Consider the following 13,447-nt stretch of genomic DNA (forward strand, 5'->3'; position numbering starts at 1 on the left):
CACGGATGTCGCCGTGGCCGGGCCGGGGCGGGACGACCGGTAGATGATGGCTGGGTGCAGCCCAGCGGCCATCGGAACGGCGAGGGACAGCGAGATGCAGAGCAGGACGCTGCGCGCCCGGGCACGCTGCCTCCTGACGGCACGGTGGCCGCACGCGTGGCCCGGCGGGCGGCCGCGGCGCTGTCCGCCGTGCTCGCCGGACTGGTTCGCTGGATGCTGCGCCTCGCCCTCCCCCTCGCCGGCGCGGCTGCCCTCCTGCACTCCTTTCCGTACCGAGCCACGGTGCAAGGCGTGCCGTTTCGGGTGGAGGGTTCGCTGCTCACCCGGCCCGGCCTCTCGGCCGAGACGACGCTAGGCAGTTGGGTCTTCCCCGACCTCAGCGGGCTGCCGGTCGGCGTGCGCATCACACCCTCGGACGTTGATGTCCTCGACTTGGCCCGGGCGGCCGGTGAGGACCGGGCCGGTTTCGCGCAGCGACTGCAAGCTGACGCTGCCGAGCAGTTCCCGCGGATCGCCGCCTGGTTGGTCGCCGAAGTGGTGCTCGGCGTCGCGCTCGGCCTGCTCGCCGCCGCCGCCATCAACATGTCCCTGCGCTATCTGCGGGGGCGACCGCGCCGGCCCGACGAGCTACAGCACCGGATGCGCCAGCTCGGCGCGGCGCTCGCCGTCGTCATGGCCGTCGCGCTGTACGGCTGGGTGACCTACAACCCCGACTGGGCACGCCAGTCACGGCTGACCGGAACCCTGGCCGCCGCCCAGCTGTTCCCCGGGCAGCTCGCGGACTACTACACGCAGCAGTCGAAGGTGTCCGACGTCCTCGGTTCGATCGTCGGCCTGCAGGCGTCCTTGCAGCAACAGATCGACGAGGACCGGGCGGCCGGAACAGCGCTGCAGATCATGTTCATCTCGGACATGCACCTGGCCGGGAACTATCCGCTGGTGCAGGCCTACGCGGAGAGCTACGACGTAGACCTCATCGTCAATACCGGTGACGAGAGCGAGTTCGGCACGTCGATCGAGCTGACCTCGACGTACCTGGACGCCATGAGGGCCGTCACCGCCGACACCCCGATGCTCTGGATCGCCGGCAACCACGATTCGCCCCACACGGTGGACGTGATGCGCACGATCCCCGGCGTCACGGTGCTCGGCGGCAAGCAGTCCACCGCCGATGGCTTCGCAGTGACCGCCGGGATGGTGCGGGCCTTCGGCCTGACAGTTGCCGGGGTGTCCGATCCCCGAACCTACGGCGGCCCGGGCGCCTACGGCTCCGATGACGGCTCGGTCACCGGCCCCCTCCAGCGCTCCGCCACTGCCGACGCCCTCGCCAACGTGACCGGCGAGAACGAGCGGGACCGCCCGTTCCTCGACATCTTCGCCGCCCACGGGTCAGTCATGGCGGGCGAGGCACGGGAACTGCTCGGCGACCGGATCCGGCAGACCAATACCGGCCACGTGCACGCGCAGAACAAGCCCGCCGACGTCCAGAGCGACGCCGGCATCGACCTCGTCGAAGGCTCGACCGGTGCCGGCGGGCTGGACAACATCGTGCGGGGCGCCGCACGGCCACCGGTGGCTTTCACCATCGAATCCGTCGCCGAGGACTGCCAGTTCACCCGGGTGATCCGCTTCCAGATCCGCTCCATCCGCCCCGAGGAGACCTCGCCGGCGGAAGCGGCGGATCCACAAGGCTCTGGCAGCGACGTCACCGCCTCAACGATCTATCTGCGACCGCAGGACATCGCAGAAGTCCGCTCATGCGGGACCGAGCTCGGTATCGGAGAGGCCGAGCCCCTATGAGCGAAGCGCAGAGTCAGGGTGCTGGTTCCAGGGGGCCGCGGCGGTCGCCGGAGAGGAGCGGTCGATCGAGCGCCGCTGGAGGTGGGGCGGTAGTCACGGGCCTCCGGGCAGTAGGTGATGGTCGCGTCACATTGGTGCCGACCACGGGGACGGCGAGGCGAGGAACAATCCCACGACACCCAATGCGAGCCCCGCTGTGGTCGTCACCAACGACGAAAGCTGAGCTGCCCGCCAGCGATAGCGATGCCGTCGACAGAGCCGGTGATCGTGGACGCGTAGAACCATTCGCCGGTGGTGGTCATCGGGAATTCTCGCCCCGGCCCGAGGGCCGTAGACGGCGTGGGAGTGCCTTGTTCAGGGCAAAGGACTCTTCTCCCCCGGAGACTCGAAGGGTAGCTGGTTCCGGGGAAAGCCGCCCCCGAGTGGGACGGTGGCAGTGAATGTGCAGCCGGCACTGGCAGACTGGCCGTCGTGACAGACGAGGCCGTTCCGACGCCGGAGGCGCTTCGGCAGGCGGCGCGGCTGCGTGCGCTCTTCGCCGGGGATGCAGTCGGCATGGCCTCAGGCTGCGGAGATGTCATCGAACAGGCGAACGACGAGCTGCTACGCATCCTCGGTCGCGGGCGTGCCGGGTTGGCGGAAGGCATCGCTTGGCCGACGATCACGCCGGCTGACCATGCCGAGCGGGATGCCGCGGCCATCGGGGACGTCCGTCGTTCCGGGTCGGCGGTCGTGCAGAAGGACTTCCTGCGCCCGGACGGTAGCCGCATCCCGGTGCTGGCGGTTGTGGCTGCAGTGTCCTGGGATCCCTACGAATGGGTTGCCATCGTCGTCGATCTCAGTCGGGAGGAGCGGTTGCGCCGGCTGGTCCAGTCGGAGGCCGCCATCGTCTCCTCGCTCCTTGAGGACGCCCCGATAGGTTTCGCGTTGATCGATCCGGAACTACGTTTCGTCAGGGTCAACAACGAGCTGGCCGCTATGAACGGCTTCACCGTTGACCAGCACGAGGGCGCGCTGGTGTTCGAACTGCTGCCGGACCTGCGGGACGGCGCGGAACCGCTGCTACGTCGAGTGCTTGAGACTGGCGAACCCCTTCGTGACGTACAGGTCGTCGGGACGACCCCGGCCGACCCGGGCACGACGCGGACATGGCTGGAGAGCTTCTTCCCAGTCCGGGCACCCGGCGGGCCAACGATTGGCGTCGCCGCTGTGGCGCGCGACGTCACCGAGGTGCTGCAGCTTCAGGCGGAGCTGCAGGCCACCCTGACGAGGCAGCGGCAGGTGCTGCACGAACTGCAGACCAGCCTGCTCCCGACACTGCCCGACACTCCTGGTTTCGACCTGGCCGCCCAGTACCTCGGGGCCTCGATCGACATCCAGTTGGGCGGGGACTGGTTCGACGTCCTTCACGCGCCCGACGGCCGACTGGTCTTGGCGATCGGCGATGTTGTCGGGCACGGACCTGCTGCGGTCGGCCTCATGGCACGGCTCAGTGGAGCCATGCGCGCCTACGTGACCGCCGGTCACGGGCCGGGGCAAGTCCTCACCCAGCTCAATCGGCTGCTCAACGCTGCGCCTTCCCCGGCCCTGGCTAGCGCCGCCATCCTGTACCTGGAGCGGGCCGGCGATGACATTGAGTACGCCAGCGCAGGCCATCCCTACCCGCTGATGTGCGCCCCCGGTGCCGCACCAGCAGTGCTGGACCAGGCTCAGGGCATGATTCTCGGCGCAACGGCTGATTCCTTCTACGCCAGCGCGTCCGCAAGGCTGCATGGCGGAGCAGCGGTGCTGTTGTACACCGATGGACTCATCGAGACCCGCGGAGAGGATCTCGACACGGGGCTGGCCCGCCTCCGCCGCGCGATCCTCGCTTCGTCCCAGGGCACAGGTGGGGCCGCGGAACTGCTGCGTGCCGCGATCGCCGGGTCTGCGGTCTCAGACGAGCGTGACGACGACGTCTGCCTCCTGGCCGCCACCCGGCTGCCGGAAATCCGATCCACCGCCGATGTGAACGCTACGAGGGGACAGTTCACGCGGTGCGTGCAGCGGTGATGGGAGCAGAAGAAAGGACTGACCGTTACCGACGGCATGGCATGGGTGCGGGCCCAGTGGAGGTTGCGGCGCACGACTTCGCCAGTCGCCCACCAGCCGGCCCTTTCATCTCCTCTGGGTCCACCGACGAGGGCGGCCTCCGGTAGTTCGGCGACCCACTTCGTCCGTCCGTCAGCTGCCCCCTCGTTCGTTCGCGTCTCACGAGGCGACCCCGGGCCGTCGGTCCTCGCTGGACGCGGTGAGCAGCGCCAGTCCCGCGTCCATGCAGGCGCGCAGCTGCAGTGCGTCGTCCGCTAGCGCCGACACCAGTGCTGCCGGACCAGGCAGAGGGAGCACGGCCGCGGTGTCCCCCACCAATGTCGCCGGCGGCGGATCGTCGGCCCAAGCGGGGTCGACGACGACGAGCGAACCGAGCGCTCGCCGTCCCCCCGTCACCGCCGCGCTGTTCCAGCCCACCGCCGCGGGCCCGAGCGCCAGGTCCTGGTGCAACAGCGGCCGGCCGTCTAGGCGGATCCGCAGGCGCGCGACCACATCGCCGGGCTGCTCCCCGTGCCGCCCGAGGAGCAGCTCTTCGCGCAGCACCAGCCGGGCACCTGCGGCGAGGTCGACCTGCACGTCGGTGAGGTGGTGGCAGCCGCGCGCGGCGATCATCGGCTCGGGCAGCCAGACCAGCGTCGCCCCGGCCCCAACCCGCACAGTGGTGTGCAGCGTCGACTGGCCGCCGAGCGGGCCGGGCAGCAGCAGCGACGCGGAGATCTCCCGCAGGACCAGGGTGCTGCCATCCCCCACCTGGATGTCCAGTGCGTACGCGTCACCGCCGATGGGGCCCGCGGCGCCCGCGGCCAGGCAGACGCGGGCGGCTCCGTCGCCGAGCCTGGTCCATGGCTCGGGGCCCTTCGGGTGAGTGAGCCGCAGCATCAGCGGTGCCTGGGACCGCAGCGTCGCGATCCGGCTACGGACCGCGCCGCCGCGGAGCGCGACGGCCTCCACGGCGAGCTCGGCAGCGGCGCGCATCAGCCGGTGGCGGCGGTCCCTGACGCCACGCCCGAGGTCTCCGCCGCTCCCTCGGCGAGGCAGCCGCGCACCCAGGCGGCGACCGGGGCCGCCGTCGGGTCCTCGGTCAGGGAGAGGAAGACAGTCGGCAGGTCCCCGCGCTGGGCTCGCGAGTCGCGGTCCATGACGGACAGGTCGGCGTTGACCCGGTCGGCCAGGTCGGTCTTGTTGATCACCAGCAGGTCGGCGCGGGTGACACCGGGCCCGCCCTTGCGCGGCACCTTGTCCCCGCCGGCGACGTCGACGACGTAGATCTGCTTGTGCACCAGGCCGCGGCTGAACGTGGCGGTGAGGTTGTCCCCGCCGCTCTCGACCAGCAGCAGTTCCACCCCGGGGATGCTCTCCTCGAGATCCTCCAGGGCCTCGAGGTTGGCAGAGATGTCGTCGCGGATCGCGGTGTGCGGACAGGCGCCGGTCTCCACCGCCCGCACCCGCTCGTTCGGCAGGACGCCGTTGCGGAGCAGGAAATCGGCGTCCTCTGTGGTGTAGATGTCGTTGGTCACCACAGCCAGGTTCACCTCGGCCCCCAGTGAGCGGCAGAGGGCGGCGACGAGGGCGGTCTTGCCGGAGCCGACTGGGCCGCCGATCCCGATGCGCAGCGCTCGACCCGGTTCGCGGGGCAGCACACCGGCGGTGTCGACGTGCGGATGCGGGTGGTCGTGAGTGTGGTCGTGGTCATGAGGCAAAGAGACGCACCTCCCAGGTGGCGTGGTGTTCGGCGGCGAGGTCCAGCAGCGGGGCGCTGCCGGCGGGCAGGTGGGCGGGGTCGGCGTCGGCGTACCGCTCGGCGTCGGCGGCGATGGCGTCGAGCAGCGGGCCGAGCCGGGCGAGGGCGGCGTGGGTGGCGAACGGGTCGAGTCCGAGGAGCCGGACGGCGGCGGTCGCTGGGCCGGCTACCGCGTCGTGGACGGCGGCCAACGCCGCCGCGCACGGTCTCAGGCCGGAGACGGCTGCTGCGGCGCCGAGAACGATGGGGTGGTGGGGGCTGCGACCGAGCCCGACCCAGCAGTCGTGAGGCCGGATCACCCGCATGGCACGCACCAGTTGCCGGCCGAGCTTGCGCGAGGTCTGTCGGAGCACCGGGGACGGCTGGCGGGCGTCGAGCTCCTCCTCCAGCACGCCTAGCCGGCCGTTAGCGCCGGCGAGTACGGCAGCGCAGGCGCTCGCGGAGAACGCGGCGGCCAGCAGCCCGCTGGTCATGGCGCGGCCCCGCAGGAATGTCTCGAGCGATGCGACGTCGCGAACGCGGTCGGCGGCCACGCTGGGCTCCAGGCCACCGGAGTGGGCGTGACCGCCCGCCGGCAGCCGCCCGTCCGCGAGCAGCAGCAGCGCAGCCGTGGTCTCCCCCGTCATCAGAAGAGGAAGTAGCGCTGGGTCATGGGGAGCGCGTCCACCGGCTCGTGCGTGACCGTCTCCCCGTCGATCCGCACCTCGAAGGTGTCGGGGTTCACCTCGATGCTGGGCCGAGCCGAGTTGAGCGGAAGATCGTCCTTGGTACGACCGCGCACGTTCTCGACGGGCACGAGTCGCCGGTGCACGGCCAGCCGGTCGGCGAGGCCGTCCTCCAGCGCCGCGGGGGCGACGAAGGCCAGGCTCGTCGCCTGCGCCGCGCGGGTGTGCACGTTGTACCCGGGCCGGGGCAACACCGGCTGCGGGGTGGGCACCGACGCGTTGGGATCGCCCAGGAGCGCCATCGCGGACATGCCGCCCTTGAACACCGACGTCGGTTTGACGCCGAACAGGGCCGGCTCCCACAGGACGAAGTCGGCGAGCTTGCCCACCTCGATCGAGCCGATCTCCCGCTCCAGCCCGTGGATGACCGCGGGGACGATCGTGTACTTGGCAATGTAGCGGCGGGCCCGGTTGTTGTCGGCGCGACCGTCGCCCGGCAGCGCGCCGCGTAGTTCTTTCATCACGTGGGCGGTCTGCCAGGTGCGCTGGATGGTCTCCCCCAGCCGGCCCATGGCCTGGGCGTCGGATTGCATCCCGGAGATGCCCCCGATGTCCTGCAGCACGTCCTCCGCCGCGATCGTGCTCGCCCGCACCCGGCTCTCGGCGAACTGCAGCTCCACGGGCACCTTGGGATTCAGGTGGTGGGCGACGAGGATCATGTCCAGCTGTTCGTCGACGGTGTTGACGGTGAACGGCCGGGTCGGCGTGGTGGACGACGGCAGCACGTTCGGCTCGGCAGCGATCCGGATGATGTCGGGCGCATGCCCACCGCCGGCACCCTCGGTGTGGAAACTGTGGAACGTTCGGCCGCGCACGGTGCCCAGCAGGTCTTCGACGAATCCGGCCTCGTTGAGGGTGTCGCTGTGGATCGCGACCTGCACACCGGACTCGTCGGCGACGGTCAGTGCGGCGTCGACGACCGCCGGCGTGGCCCCCCAGTCCTCGTGACACTTGAACCCCGCTGCGCCGGCCCGCAGTTGCTCCCGAAGAGCCTCCTGCGACACCGTCGTCCCCCGGCCGAGAAAGGCCACGTTCACCGGCCAGGGGTCGAACGCCTCGAACATCCGCTCCAGCCACCAGGCGCCCGGGGTGGCCAGGGTGGCCTGTGAGCCGCTGGTTGGGCCGGTGCCGCCGCCGACGAGCGTCGTGGTCCCCGCCTCCAGCGCCACCGTGCACATGTCCGGCGACACCATGTGCACGTGTGTGTCGATCGCGCCCGCCGTCATGATCAGGCCGGTGCCGTTCATCACCTCGGTCGACGGTCCGACGACCAGGGCGGGATCGACGCCGTCCATGATGTCGGGATTGCCGGACTTGCCGATGCCGACGAACCGCCCGTCGCGGATGCCGACGTCGGCCTTGACAATGCCCCAGTGGTCGAGCACCACCACGTTGGTCACCACGAGATCGGGCGTGCCCTCCGTGCGCGGGGTGTGCGACTGTCCCTGTGACTCGCGCCCGGACTTGCCGCCGCCGAAGATGTTCTCGTCGCCGCCGACGCAGTGGTCGGTCTCGATCTCGATGAACAGGCTGGTGTCGGCCAGGCGCAGCCGGTCGCCGGTCGTGGGCCCGAGCATCGACACGTACGTCTGCCGGTCGATCTCAGGCATGGGACCCGCCCTCTCTTTCGCCGGGGGAGCTCTCGCCGCGGAAGCCGGGCATCACGCGCCGTCCGGCGTAGGGAACGAGTTCGACCTCCTGCGGGGCGCCGGGATCGAACCGGGTCATGCTGCCGGCCATGATGTTCTGCCGTCGTCCCCAGGCGGCCTTCCGGTCGAACTCCAGCGCCGCGTTCGTTTCGGCGAAGTGGTAGTGCGAGCCCACCGTGATCGGCCGGTCACCGGTGTTCACCACCGTCAGGGTGATCGCCTCCCGCCCGATGTTGATGTGCACCGGTTCCTCGCCATAGAGGATCTGGCCGGGAGTCCCCGCCTTCGCCGAGGAGTCCGCGCCGGGATGGGTGATGGCGATCGCGCCGCCCTTGCCCGAGCCCAGGACCACGTGCTTGCCGGTGCCCGGTCGCTGCCGGGTCAGCGGTGGCGGTTCCAGCCGCCCGGCGAGCCTGTTCAGCACCGGCGTGCGCTGGGCGGCCCTCTGCGCCCAGGAGACGGCGGTGCTCGCCAGCCCGAACGGCCCCGCCTTGTCCAGCTGGTTAGTCAACGTGTCCTTGATCGTGCGGCCGATGTTCATTGGATCGGCTCTGGCACGGTGATCAGCTTGGTGCCGTCGGGGAACGTGGCCTCTACGTGCACCTGAGCCAGCATCTCCGGGACGCCGTCGAGCACATCGTCCCGGCTCAGCACGTTCCGGGCGTCGTTCTGCAGGTCGGCCTTCGTGCGGCCGTCGCGCGCACCCTCCAGGAGGAACGCCGTGATGATCGCGGTGGCCTCCGGCAGGTTGAGCTTCAGCCCGCGCTCCTTGCGGCGCTCGGCCACCAGGGCGGCCGTGAAGATCATCAGCCGCTCGCGTTCCTTCAGTGTCAACAGCATCCCGGACTCCCCCAGGTCGGACTAGAACAGGAAGTAGCGCTGGGTCATCGGCAGCTCGGTGGCCGGTTCGTGCTCGATCAGCTCGCCGTCGACGCGGACGCTGTAGGTGTCCGGGTCGACCTCGATGCGGGGCAGGGCGGTGTTCTCCGGCAGGTCCGCCTTGGTCCGCCCGCGCACGTTGCCGACCGCGACCAGCGGCCGGCGGGTGGTGAGCCGCTCGGACAGCCCGTCGTCGACCGCAGCTTGGGAGACGAAGGCGACGGCGGTGTCGGCGCTGGCGGGGCTGTGGGCGTTGTAGCCGAGCCGCGGGAGCACCGGCTGCGGCGTGGGGATGGAGGCGTTCGGGTCGCCGAGCGCGGCGACCGCGGCCATGCCGCCCTTGAACACCGCCGTGGGGCGGACGCCGAACAGCGCCGGCTGCCACAGCACCAGATCGGCCATCTTCCCCGGTTCGACCGACCCGATCTCGTGCTCGAGGCCGTGGGCGACGGCGGGGCAGATCGTGTACTTCGCGACGTAGCGGCGGGCGCGGTTGTTGTCGGCTCGCCCGTCACCGGGCAGCGGGCCGCGCAACTGCTTCATCCGGTGCGCGGTCTGCCACGTGCGGATCACGACTTCCCCGATCCGGCCCATCGCCTGCGCGTCAGACGACATGATCGACAGCGCGCCGAGGTCCTGCAGCACGTCCTCGGCGGCGATCGTGCCCGCGCGGACGCGGCTCTCGGCGAACGCGAGGTCGTTGGGCACCTGCGGGTTGAGGTGGTGGGCGACCATGACCATGTCGAGGTGCTCGGGAATGGTGTTGTGCGTGAACGGCCGGGTCGGGTTGGTCGAGGCCGGGAGCACGTAGGGCTCGCCGGCGATGCGGATGATGTCGGGCGCGTGCCCGCCGCCGGCCCCCTCGGTGTGGTAGCTGTGGAAGGTCCGGCCCTTCACGGCGGCCAGCATGTCCTCGACGAAGCCGGCCTCGTTGAGGGTGTCGCTGTGGATCGCGACCTGGACGCCGGACTCGTCGGCGACGCTGAGCGCCGCGTCGATGGCGGCCGGGGTGGCGCCCCAGTCCTCGTGCACCTTGAAGCCGCCCGCCCCGCCCCGCAGCTGCTCCCACAGCGCCTCATGCGACACGGTGTTGCCGCGGGCGAGGAACAGCACGTTGACCGGCCACGGGTCGACGGCGTCCAGCATCCGCTGCAGCCACCACGCCCCCGGCGTCGCGAGGGTTGCCTTGGAGCCCTCAGTGGGTCCGGTGCCGCCGCCGACCACCGTGGTCGTGCCGGCGGCTAGCGCCACCTCGAAGGAGGCGGGGTCGACGAAGTGCACGTGGGTGTCAATCGCGCCGGCGGTGAGGATGAGGCCGTTGCCCGACGCGATCTCCGTGGACGGGCCGATGACGAGGTCGGGGTGGACGCCGTCCATCGTCTCGGGGTTGCCGGCCTTGCCCAGGGCGGTGATCCGGCCGTCGCGGATGCCCACGTCGGCCTTGATGACCCCCCAGTGGTCCAGCACGACGGCGCCGGTGATGACCAGGTCGGGGGTGCCCTCGGCGCGGGTGGCGCGGGACTGGCCCATGGACTCGCGGATCGATTTGCCGCCGCCGAACACGGCCTCGTCGCCGCCGACGCAGCGGTCCTCCTCGACCTCGATGAACAGGTTGGTGTCGGCCAGCCGGATGCGGTCGCCGGTGGTCGGGCCGAAGGAGGCGTCGTATTCCTGCCGATTGATCTCAGCCATCGAGCGGACCTCCGCATTCGCCACGCAGCCCGGCGACGATGCGCTGCCCTGCGATCGGGATGAGTTCGACCTGTTCTGCGGCACCGGGCTCGAAGCGCATGGAGCCTCCGGAGAGCACGTTGAGCCGACGTCCCCACGCGGCCTTGCGGTCGAAGGACAGGCCGGGGTTGACCTCGGCGAAGTGGTAGTGGGAGCCGACCTGGATCGGCCGGTCGGCGGTGTTCTCCACGCGCAAGATGACTACGTCCTTGCCGGCGTTGATCACCACCGGGTCGTCGCCGTACAGCACCTGGCCGGGGATGAGTGGCTCGTCGGCGTGCGGGTCGTCGCCGGTGTAGCGGCGGCGCTCGGCCTGGCGTTCGCCCGTGCCGGGCCGCCGCGGCAGGCTCTGCGGGCCCGAGCCGCTGTGCGGATGGCGCGTCCCGCCCCGACGGCTGCTGTCCTTGCCGCCGGGGTCGTCGCTGGGGTGTTCGCCGCGGGTCATGAGATCGGCGCCGTGACGGTGACGAGCTTCGTCCCGTCGGGGAACGTCGCCTCGACCTGGACCTGGGCGAGCATCTCCGGTACGCCCTCCATGACGTCGTCGCGGTGCAGCACGTCACGGCCGGCGCTCATGAGGTCCTCGACCATCCGCCCGTCGCGCGCCCCCTCGAGGAGGAACGAGGTGAGCAACGCGGTGGCCTCGGGCAGGTTGAGCTTCAGCCCACGGCCTTTGCGCTCCTCGGCGAGCTTGGCCGCGGTGTAGATCATCAGCCGTTCACGCTCGTGTACTGACAACAGCATTCGGGGACCCCTCATGTGCCGACCCGGTGGGAAGCGTTCACGGTGCGTTCGGTGAGGCGGCTCAGCACCTCGACTGAACCGGTCACCGTCTCGGTCACACCATTGCGTGATGTGCGCCACACGATGGCACGGGATCCGGCACCTAGCCATCGGAACGTACGCGCTGCCCTGTGTACCTGCGTCTATTCGCCGGCGCGTCGGGCATATCTGCGCGGGTGAGCAGACGACCTGTGCCGCTACCGCAACTGCGCATAGCAGCGGCTCTCTACCGTTTCCGGGAGAGAGCCTTTTCTTCCTGCCGGCCCTGCTCGTGGTCCTCGGCGCCGTCCTCGCGGAAGCGGCGGCAGCGATAGATAGGGGGCTGGCCGCGGGCCACGCCGTCCCGCTGACCCTGGACATCAACAGCAACACCGCAACCTGGCTGCTGAGCACGGTGGCCGGCGCGACCATCACCACCGCCGGTGTCGTGTTCTCGCTCACCGTCGTCAGCCTGCAACTGGCCAGCAGCCAGTTCCCCCCACGCGTGATGCGCTCGTTCATCCGCGACCGGCTCAGTCAGGTGGTCATCGGGTTGCTCATCGCGACCTTCGTCTTCAGCGTGCTGACCCTGCGGCACATCGATGACGAGCCGGCGACCCCGGCGCCGCGCATCTCGATGACCATGGCGATCGCGCTGACCGTGACCACGGTCCTGCTCATCGTGGCCCACCTCGACCACCTGGCCCGCGGCCTGCAGGTCGGCCAAGTGGTGCGCACGATCGCCGCCGAGGGTGAGCTCGTGATCGACGCCCTGGTGCGCTCCTCGTGCGACGAACTTCCAGGGCCCGCCACCACGCCGCCGGACTCCGACGGCGGCCTGGTGGTGCCGGCGCCGCGGGACGGCTGGGTGACGCAGGCGCCGAGCGGCCAGATGCTCGCGGTCGTCCCTCCACGCAGCACGGTCCGCTTCGACACGCGCAACGGTGCGTACATCCACGAAGGAGAACCACTGGTCACCATCTGGCCGGTGCCCGCCGACGCGGATGCGGTATGTGAGGCGTTGGCCAGAACGGTGCTGGTCGCCGACACCCGCACCATGCAGGAAGACGTCGACTTCGCGATCCGGCAGCTGGTGGACATCGGGTTGCGGGCCCTCAGTTCGGCTATCAACGACCCCACGACGGCGGTCGAGGTGACCCTGCGGTTGGGCAGCCTGCTGCGCAAGGTGCTCGTCATCGAGCTGCCGCCCCTGACGGTGGCCGGGCCGGATGGCAAGGTGCTGCTGCGGCCGTGGGACCTGTCGCACGAGGAGTACATCGCGCACGCCTTCGACCAGCTCCGGCAGGCAGCGCCCCCGCAGAGCCAGGTCGCAGCGTCCCTGTTGCGGGTGCTGCGCATGCTGCAGGCGCACGTCGGCAGCAGCGGCCGGCCGGAGCTCGTCCCGGCGCTCCAAGGGCAGATCGACCGCCTGATGGACGCCGTCGGCGCCAGCAGCGGGTTGCCTCCGGCGGACGTGTCCCGGCTGGCCGCCATCGCGCACGACCCCACCGACCCGGCCGAGCACAGCCGCCGCGTTGACCGTCGCCGGCGCTTGTTACCCGCAGGCGGCCCGTTGCCCGCTGCCGCCCCTGGACAACCTTGCCCTCTAACGGCCGGGCCGCAACCGTCGACTCGGCGCCCCTGGCTGCGACAGGGTCAGCTGTCGGGCATCACCGCGCCGCCGTCACGGTAGATCTGCTTGTCCGGCACAACCTGGTCGGTGGCCCCCGCATTCTCCGGACCGCCGGAACTCTGCTCGTCTGTGGTGTCACCGTCATCGTGGCTGCGGTCTGGCTCCAGTGACTGGACCATCACTCACTCCCTCTCCCCGCAATGCGAATCCCTGCAACGCCATACTCGGCGACGCCGTCTGACGCCATACTGCCTATTCCCCGTCAGACCGACCACGCAAGCCCAAGCCACAGCGAGGCTGTCGCCGTAGGGGACTGCTGCACGGATCGGTGACAGGTTGGGTCAGGCTGCCTGCGCGGCCATTGTGGGCACGATGGTCTCGTACTCGATGGGCGTGAGTCGACCGAGGGCGTCCTGACGCCGCCGGCGGTGGTAGG

Annotated in this window: 12 protein-coding genes; 3 read left to right on the forward strand and 9 right to left on the reverse strand. The window is 70.6% G+C overall.

Translation table 11 applies throughout. The features are described 5' to 3' along the window. The first annotated feature begins 54 nt into the window (after nt 1-54). Both E4P43_RS16455 and E4P43_RS16460 read left to right on the forward strand, forming a co-directional pair. On the forward strand, nt 55-1,800 hold the full coding sequence (locus tag E4P43_RS16455; protein WP_245159189.1) for a metallophosphoesterase: 1,746 nt from the start codon (nt 55-57) through the stop codon (nt 1,798-1,800). 471 nt (nt 1,801-2,271) lie between these two features. Beyond that, complete coding sequence (locus E4P43_RS16460; protein WP_135146527.1) at nt 2,272-3,852, forward strand: SpoIIE family protein phosphatase; 1,581 nt, start codon at nt 2,272-2,274, stop codon at nt 3,850-3,852. A gap of 198 nt (nt 3,853-4,050) precedes the next feature. On the opposite strand, the gene E4P43_RS16465 is transcribed toward E4P43_RS16460, so the two are convergent. The 9 genes from E4P43_RS16465 to E4P43_RS16505 form a co-directional block, all read right to left on the reverse strand. Further along, nucleotides 4,051-4,866 carry an urease accessory protein UreD gene (locus tag E4P43_RS16465; protein ID WP_135146528.1) on the reverse strand — a complete coding sequence of 272 codons (816 nt, stop codon included), beginning with the start codon at nt 4,864-4,866 and terminating at the stop codon, nt 4,051-4,053. Further along, the gene (gene ureG, locus E4P43_RS16470; protein ID WP_209313927.1) at nt 4,866-5,531 is read right to left on the reverse strand and encodes an urease accessory protein UreG; all 666 of its coding nucleotides are present in this window, start codon (nt 5,529-5,531) and stop codon (nt 4,866-4,868) included. Before ureG ends, E4P43_RS16465 begins: the two co-directional genes overlap by 1 nt. A 49-nt stretch (nt 5,532-5,580) precedes the next feature. Then, on the reverse strand, nt 5,581-6,165 hold the full coding sequence (locus E4P43_RS16475; RefSeq protein WP_245159190.1) for an urease accessory UreF family protein: 585 nt from the start codon (nt 6,163-6,165) through the stop codon (nt 5,581-5,583). Between the two features lie 92 nt (nt 6,166-6,257). Further along, entirely contained in the window at nt 6,258-7,967 is a 1,710-nt protein-coding gene (locus tag E4P43_RS16480) for an urease subunit alpha (protein ID WP_135146531.1), read from the reverse strand. Continuing rightward, nucleotides 7,960-8,271: an urease subunit beta gene (gene ureB, locus E4P43_RS20955; protein ID WP_348522234.1), complete on the reverse strand. Its 312-nt coding sequence runs from the start codon at nt 8,269-8,271 to the stop codon at nt 7,960-7,962. The genes E4P43_RS16480 and ureB overlap by 8 nt, the downstream gene beginning before the upstream one ends. Nucleotides 8,272-8,543: 272 nt before the next feature. Next, complete coding sequence (locus E4P43_RS16490) at nt 8,544-8,846, reverse strand: urease subunit gamma (RefSeq protein WP_135146533.1); 303 nt, start codon at nt 8,844-8,846, stop codon at nt 8,544-8,546. Nucleotides 8,847-8,867: 21 nt separating this feature from the next. Next, nucleotides 8,868-10,577, reverse strand: a complete 1,710-nt coding sequence (locus E4P43_RS16495) for an urease subunit alpha (protein ID WP_135146534.1) — start codon at nt 10,575-10,577, stop codon at nt 8,868-8,870. Beyond that, nucleotides 10,570-11,061: an urease subunit beta gene (locus E4P43_RS16500; protein WP_135146535.1), complete on the reverse strand. Its 492-nt coding sequence runs from the start codon at nt 11,059-11,061 to the stop codon at nt 10,570-10,572. The genes E4P43_RS16495 and E4P43_RS16500 overlap by 8 nt, the downstream gene beginning before the upstream one ends. Further along, nucleotides 11,058-11,360: an urease subunit gamma gene (locus E4P43_RS16505; protein WP_135146538.1), complete on the reverse strand. Its 303-nt coding sequence runs from the start codon at nt 11,358-11,360 to the stop codon at nt 11,058-11,060. Before E4P43_RS16505 ends, E4P43_RS16500 begins: the two co-directional genes overlap by 4 nt. A gap of 109 nt (nt 11,361-11,469) precedes the next feature. Here E4P43_RS16505 and E4P43_RS16510 point away from each other — a divergent pair, with 109 nt between their 5' ends. After that, nucleotides 11,470-13,071: a DUF2254 domain-containing protein gene (locus tag E4P43_RS16510; protein WP_280791017.1), complete on the forward strand. Its 1,602-nt coding sequence runs from the start codon at nt 11,470-11,472 to the stop codon at nt 13,069-13,071. The last annotated feature ends 376 nt before the right edge of the window (nt 13,072-13,447 follow it).

This window comes from Blastococcus sp. TF02A-35 (genome assembly GCF_004571075.1).
Taxonomy (GTDB): domain Bacteria; phylum Actinomycetota; class Actinomycetes; order Mycobacteriales; family Geodermatophilaceae; genus Blastococcus.

Excerpts from the sequence above, each read along its gene's own strand:
- E4P43_RS16465 (WP_135146528.1), bottom strand. The coding sequence starts at position 4,866 with ATGCGCGCCGCTGCCGAGCTCGCCGTGGAGGCCGTCGCGCTCCGCGGC.
- E4P43_RS16480 (WP_135146531.1), bottom strand. The coding sequence starts at position 7,967 with ATGCCTGAGATCGACCGGCAGACGTACGTGTCGATGCTCGGGCCCACG.
- E4P43_RS16490 (WP_135146533.1), bottom strand. The coding sequence starts at position 8,846 with ATGCTGTTGACACTGAAGGAACGCGAGCGGCTGATGATCTTCACGGCC.
- E4P43_RS16495 (WP_135146534.1), bottom strand. The coding sequence starts at position 10,577 with ATGGCTGAGATCAATCGGCAGGAATACGACGCCTCCTTCGGCCCGACC.
- E4P43_RS16500 (WP_135146535.1), bottom strand. The coding sequence starts at position 11,061 with ATGACCCGCGGCGAACACCCCAGCGACGACCCCGGCGGCAAGGACAGC.
- E4P43_RS16505 (WP_135146538.1), bottom strand. The coding sequence starts at position 11,360 with ATGCTGTTGTCAGTACACGAGCGTGAACGGCTGATGATCTACACCGCG.
- E4P43_RS16510 (WP_280791017.1), top strand. The coding sequence starts at position 11,470 with ATGTGCGCCACACGATGGCACGGGATCCGGCACCTAGCCATCGGAACG.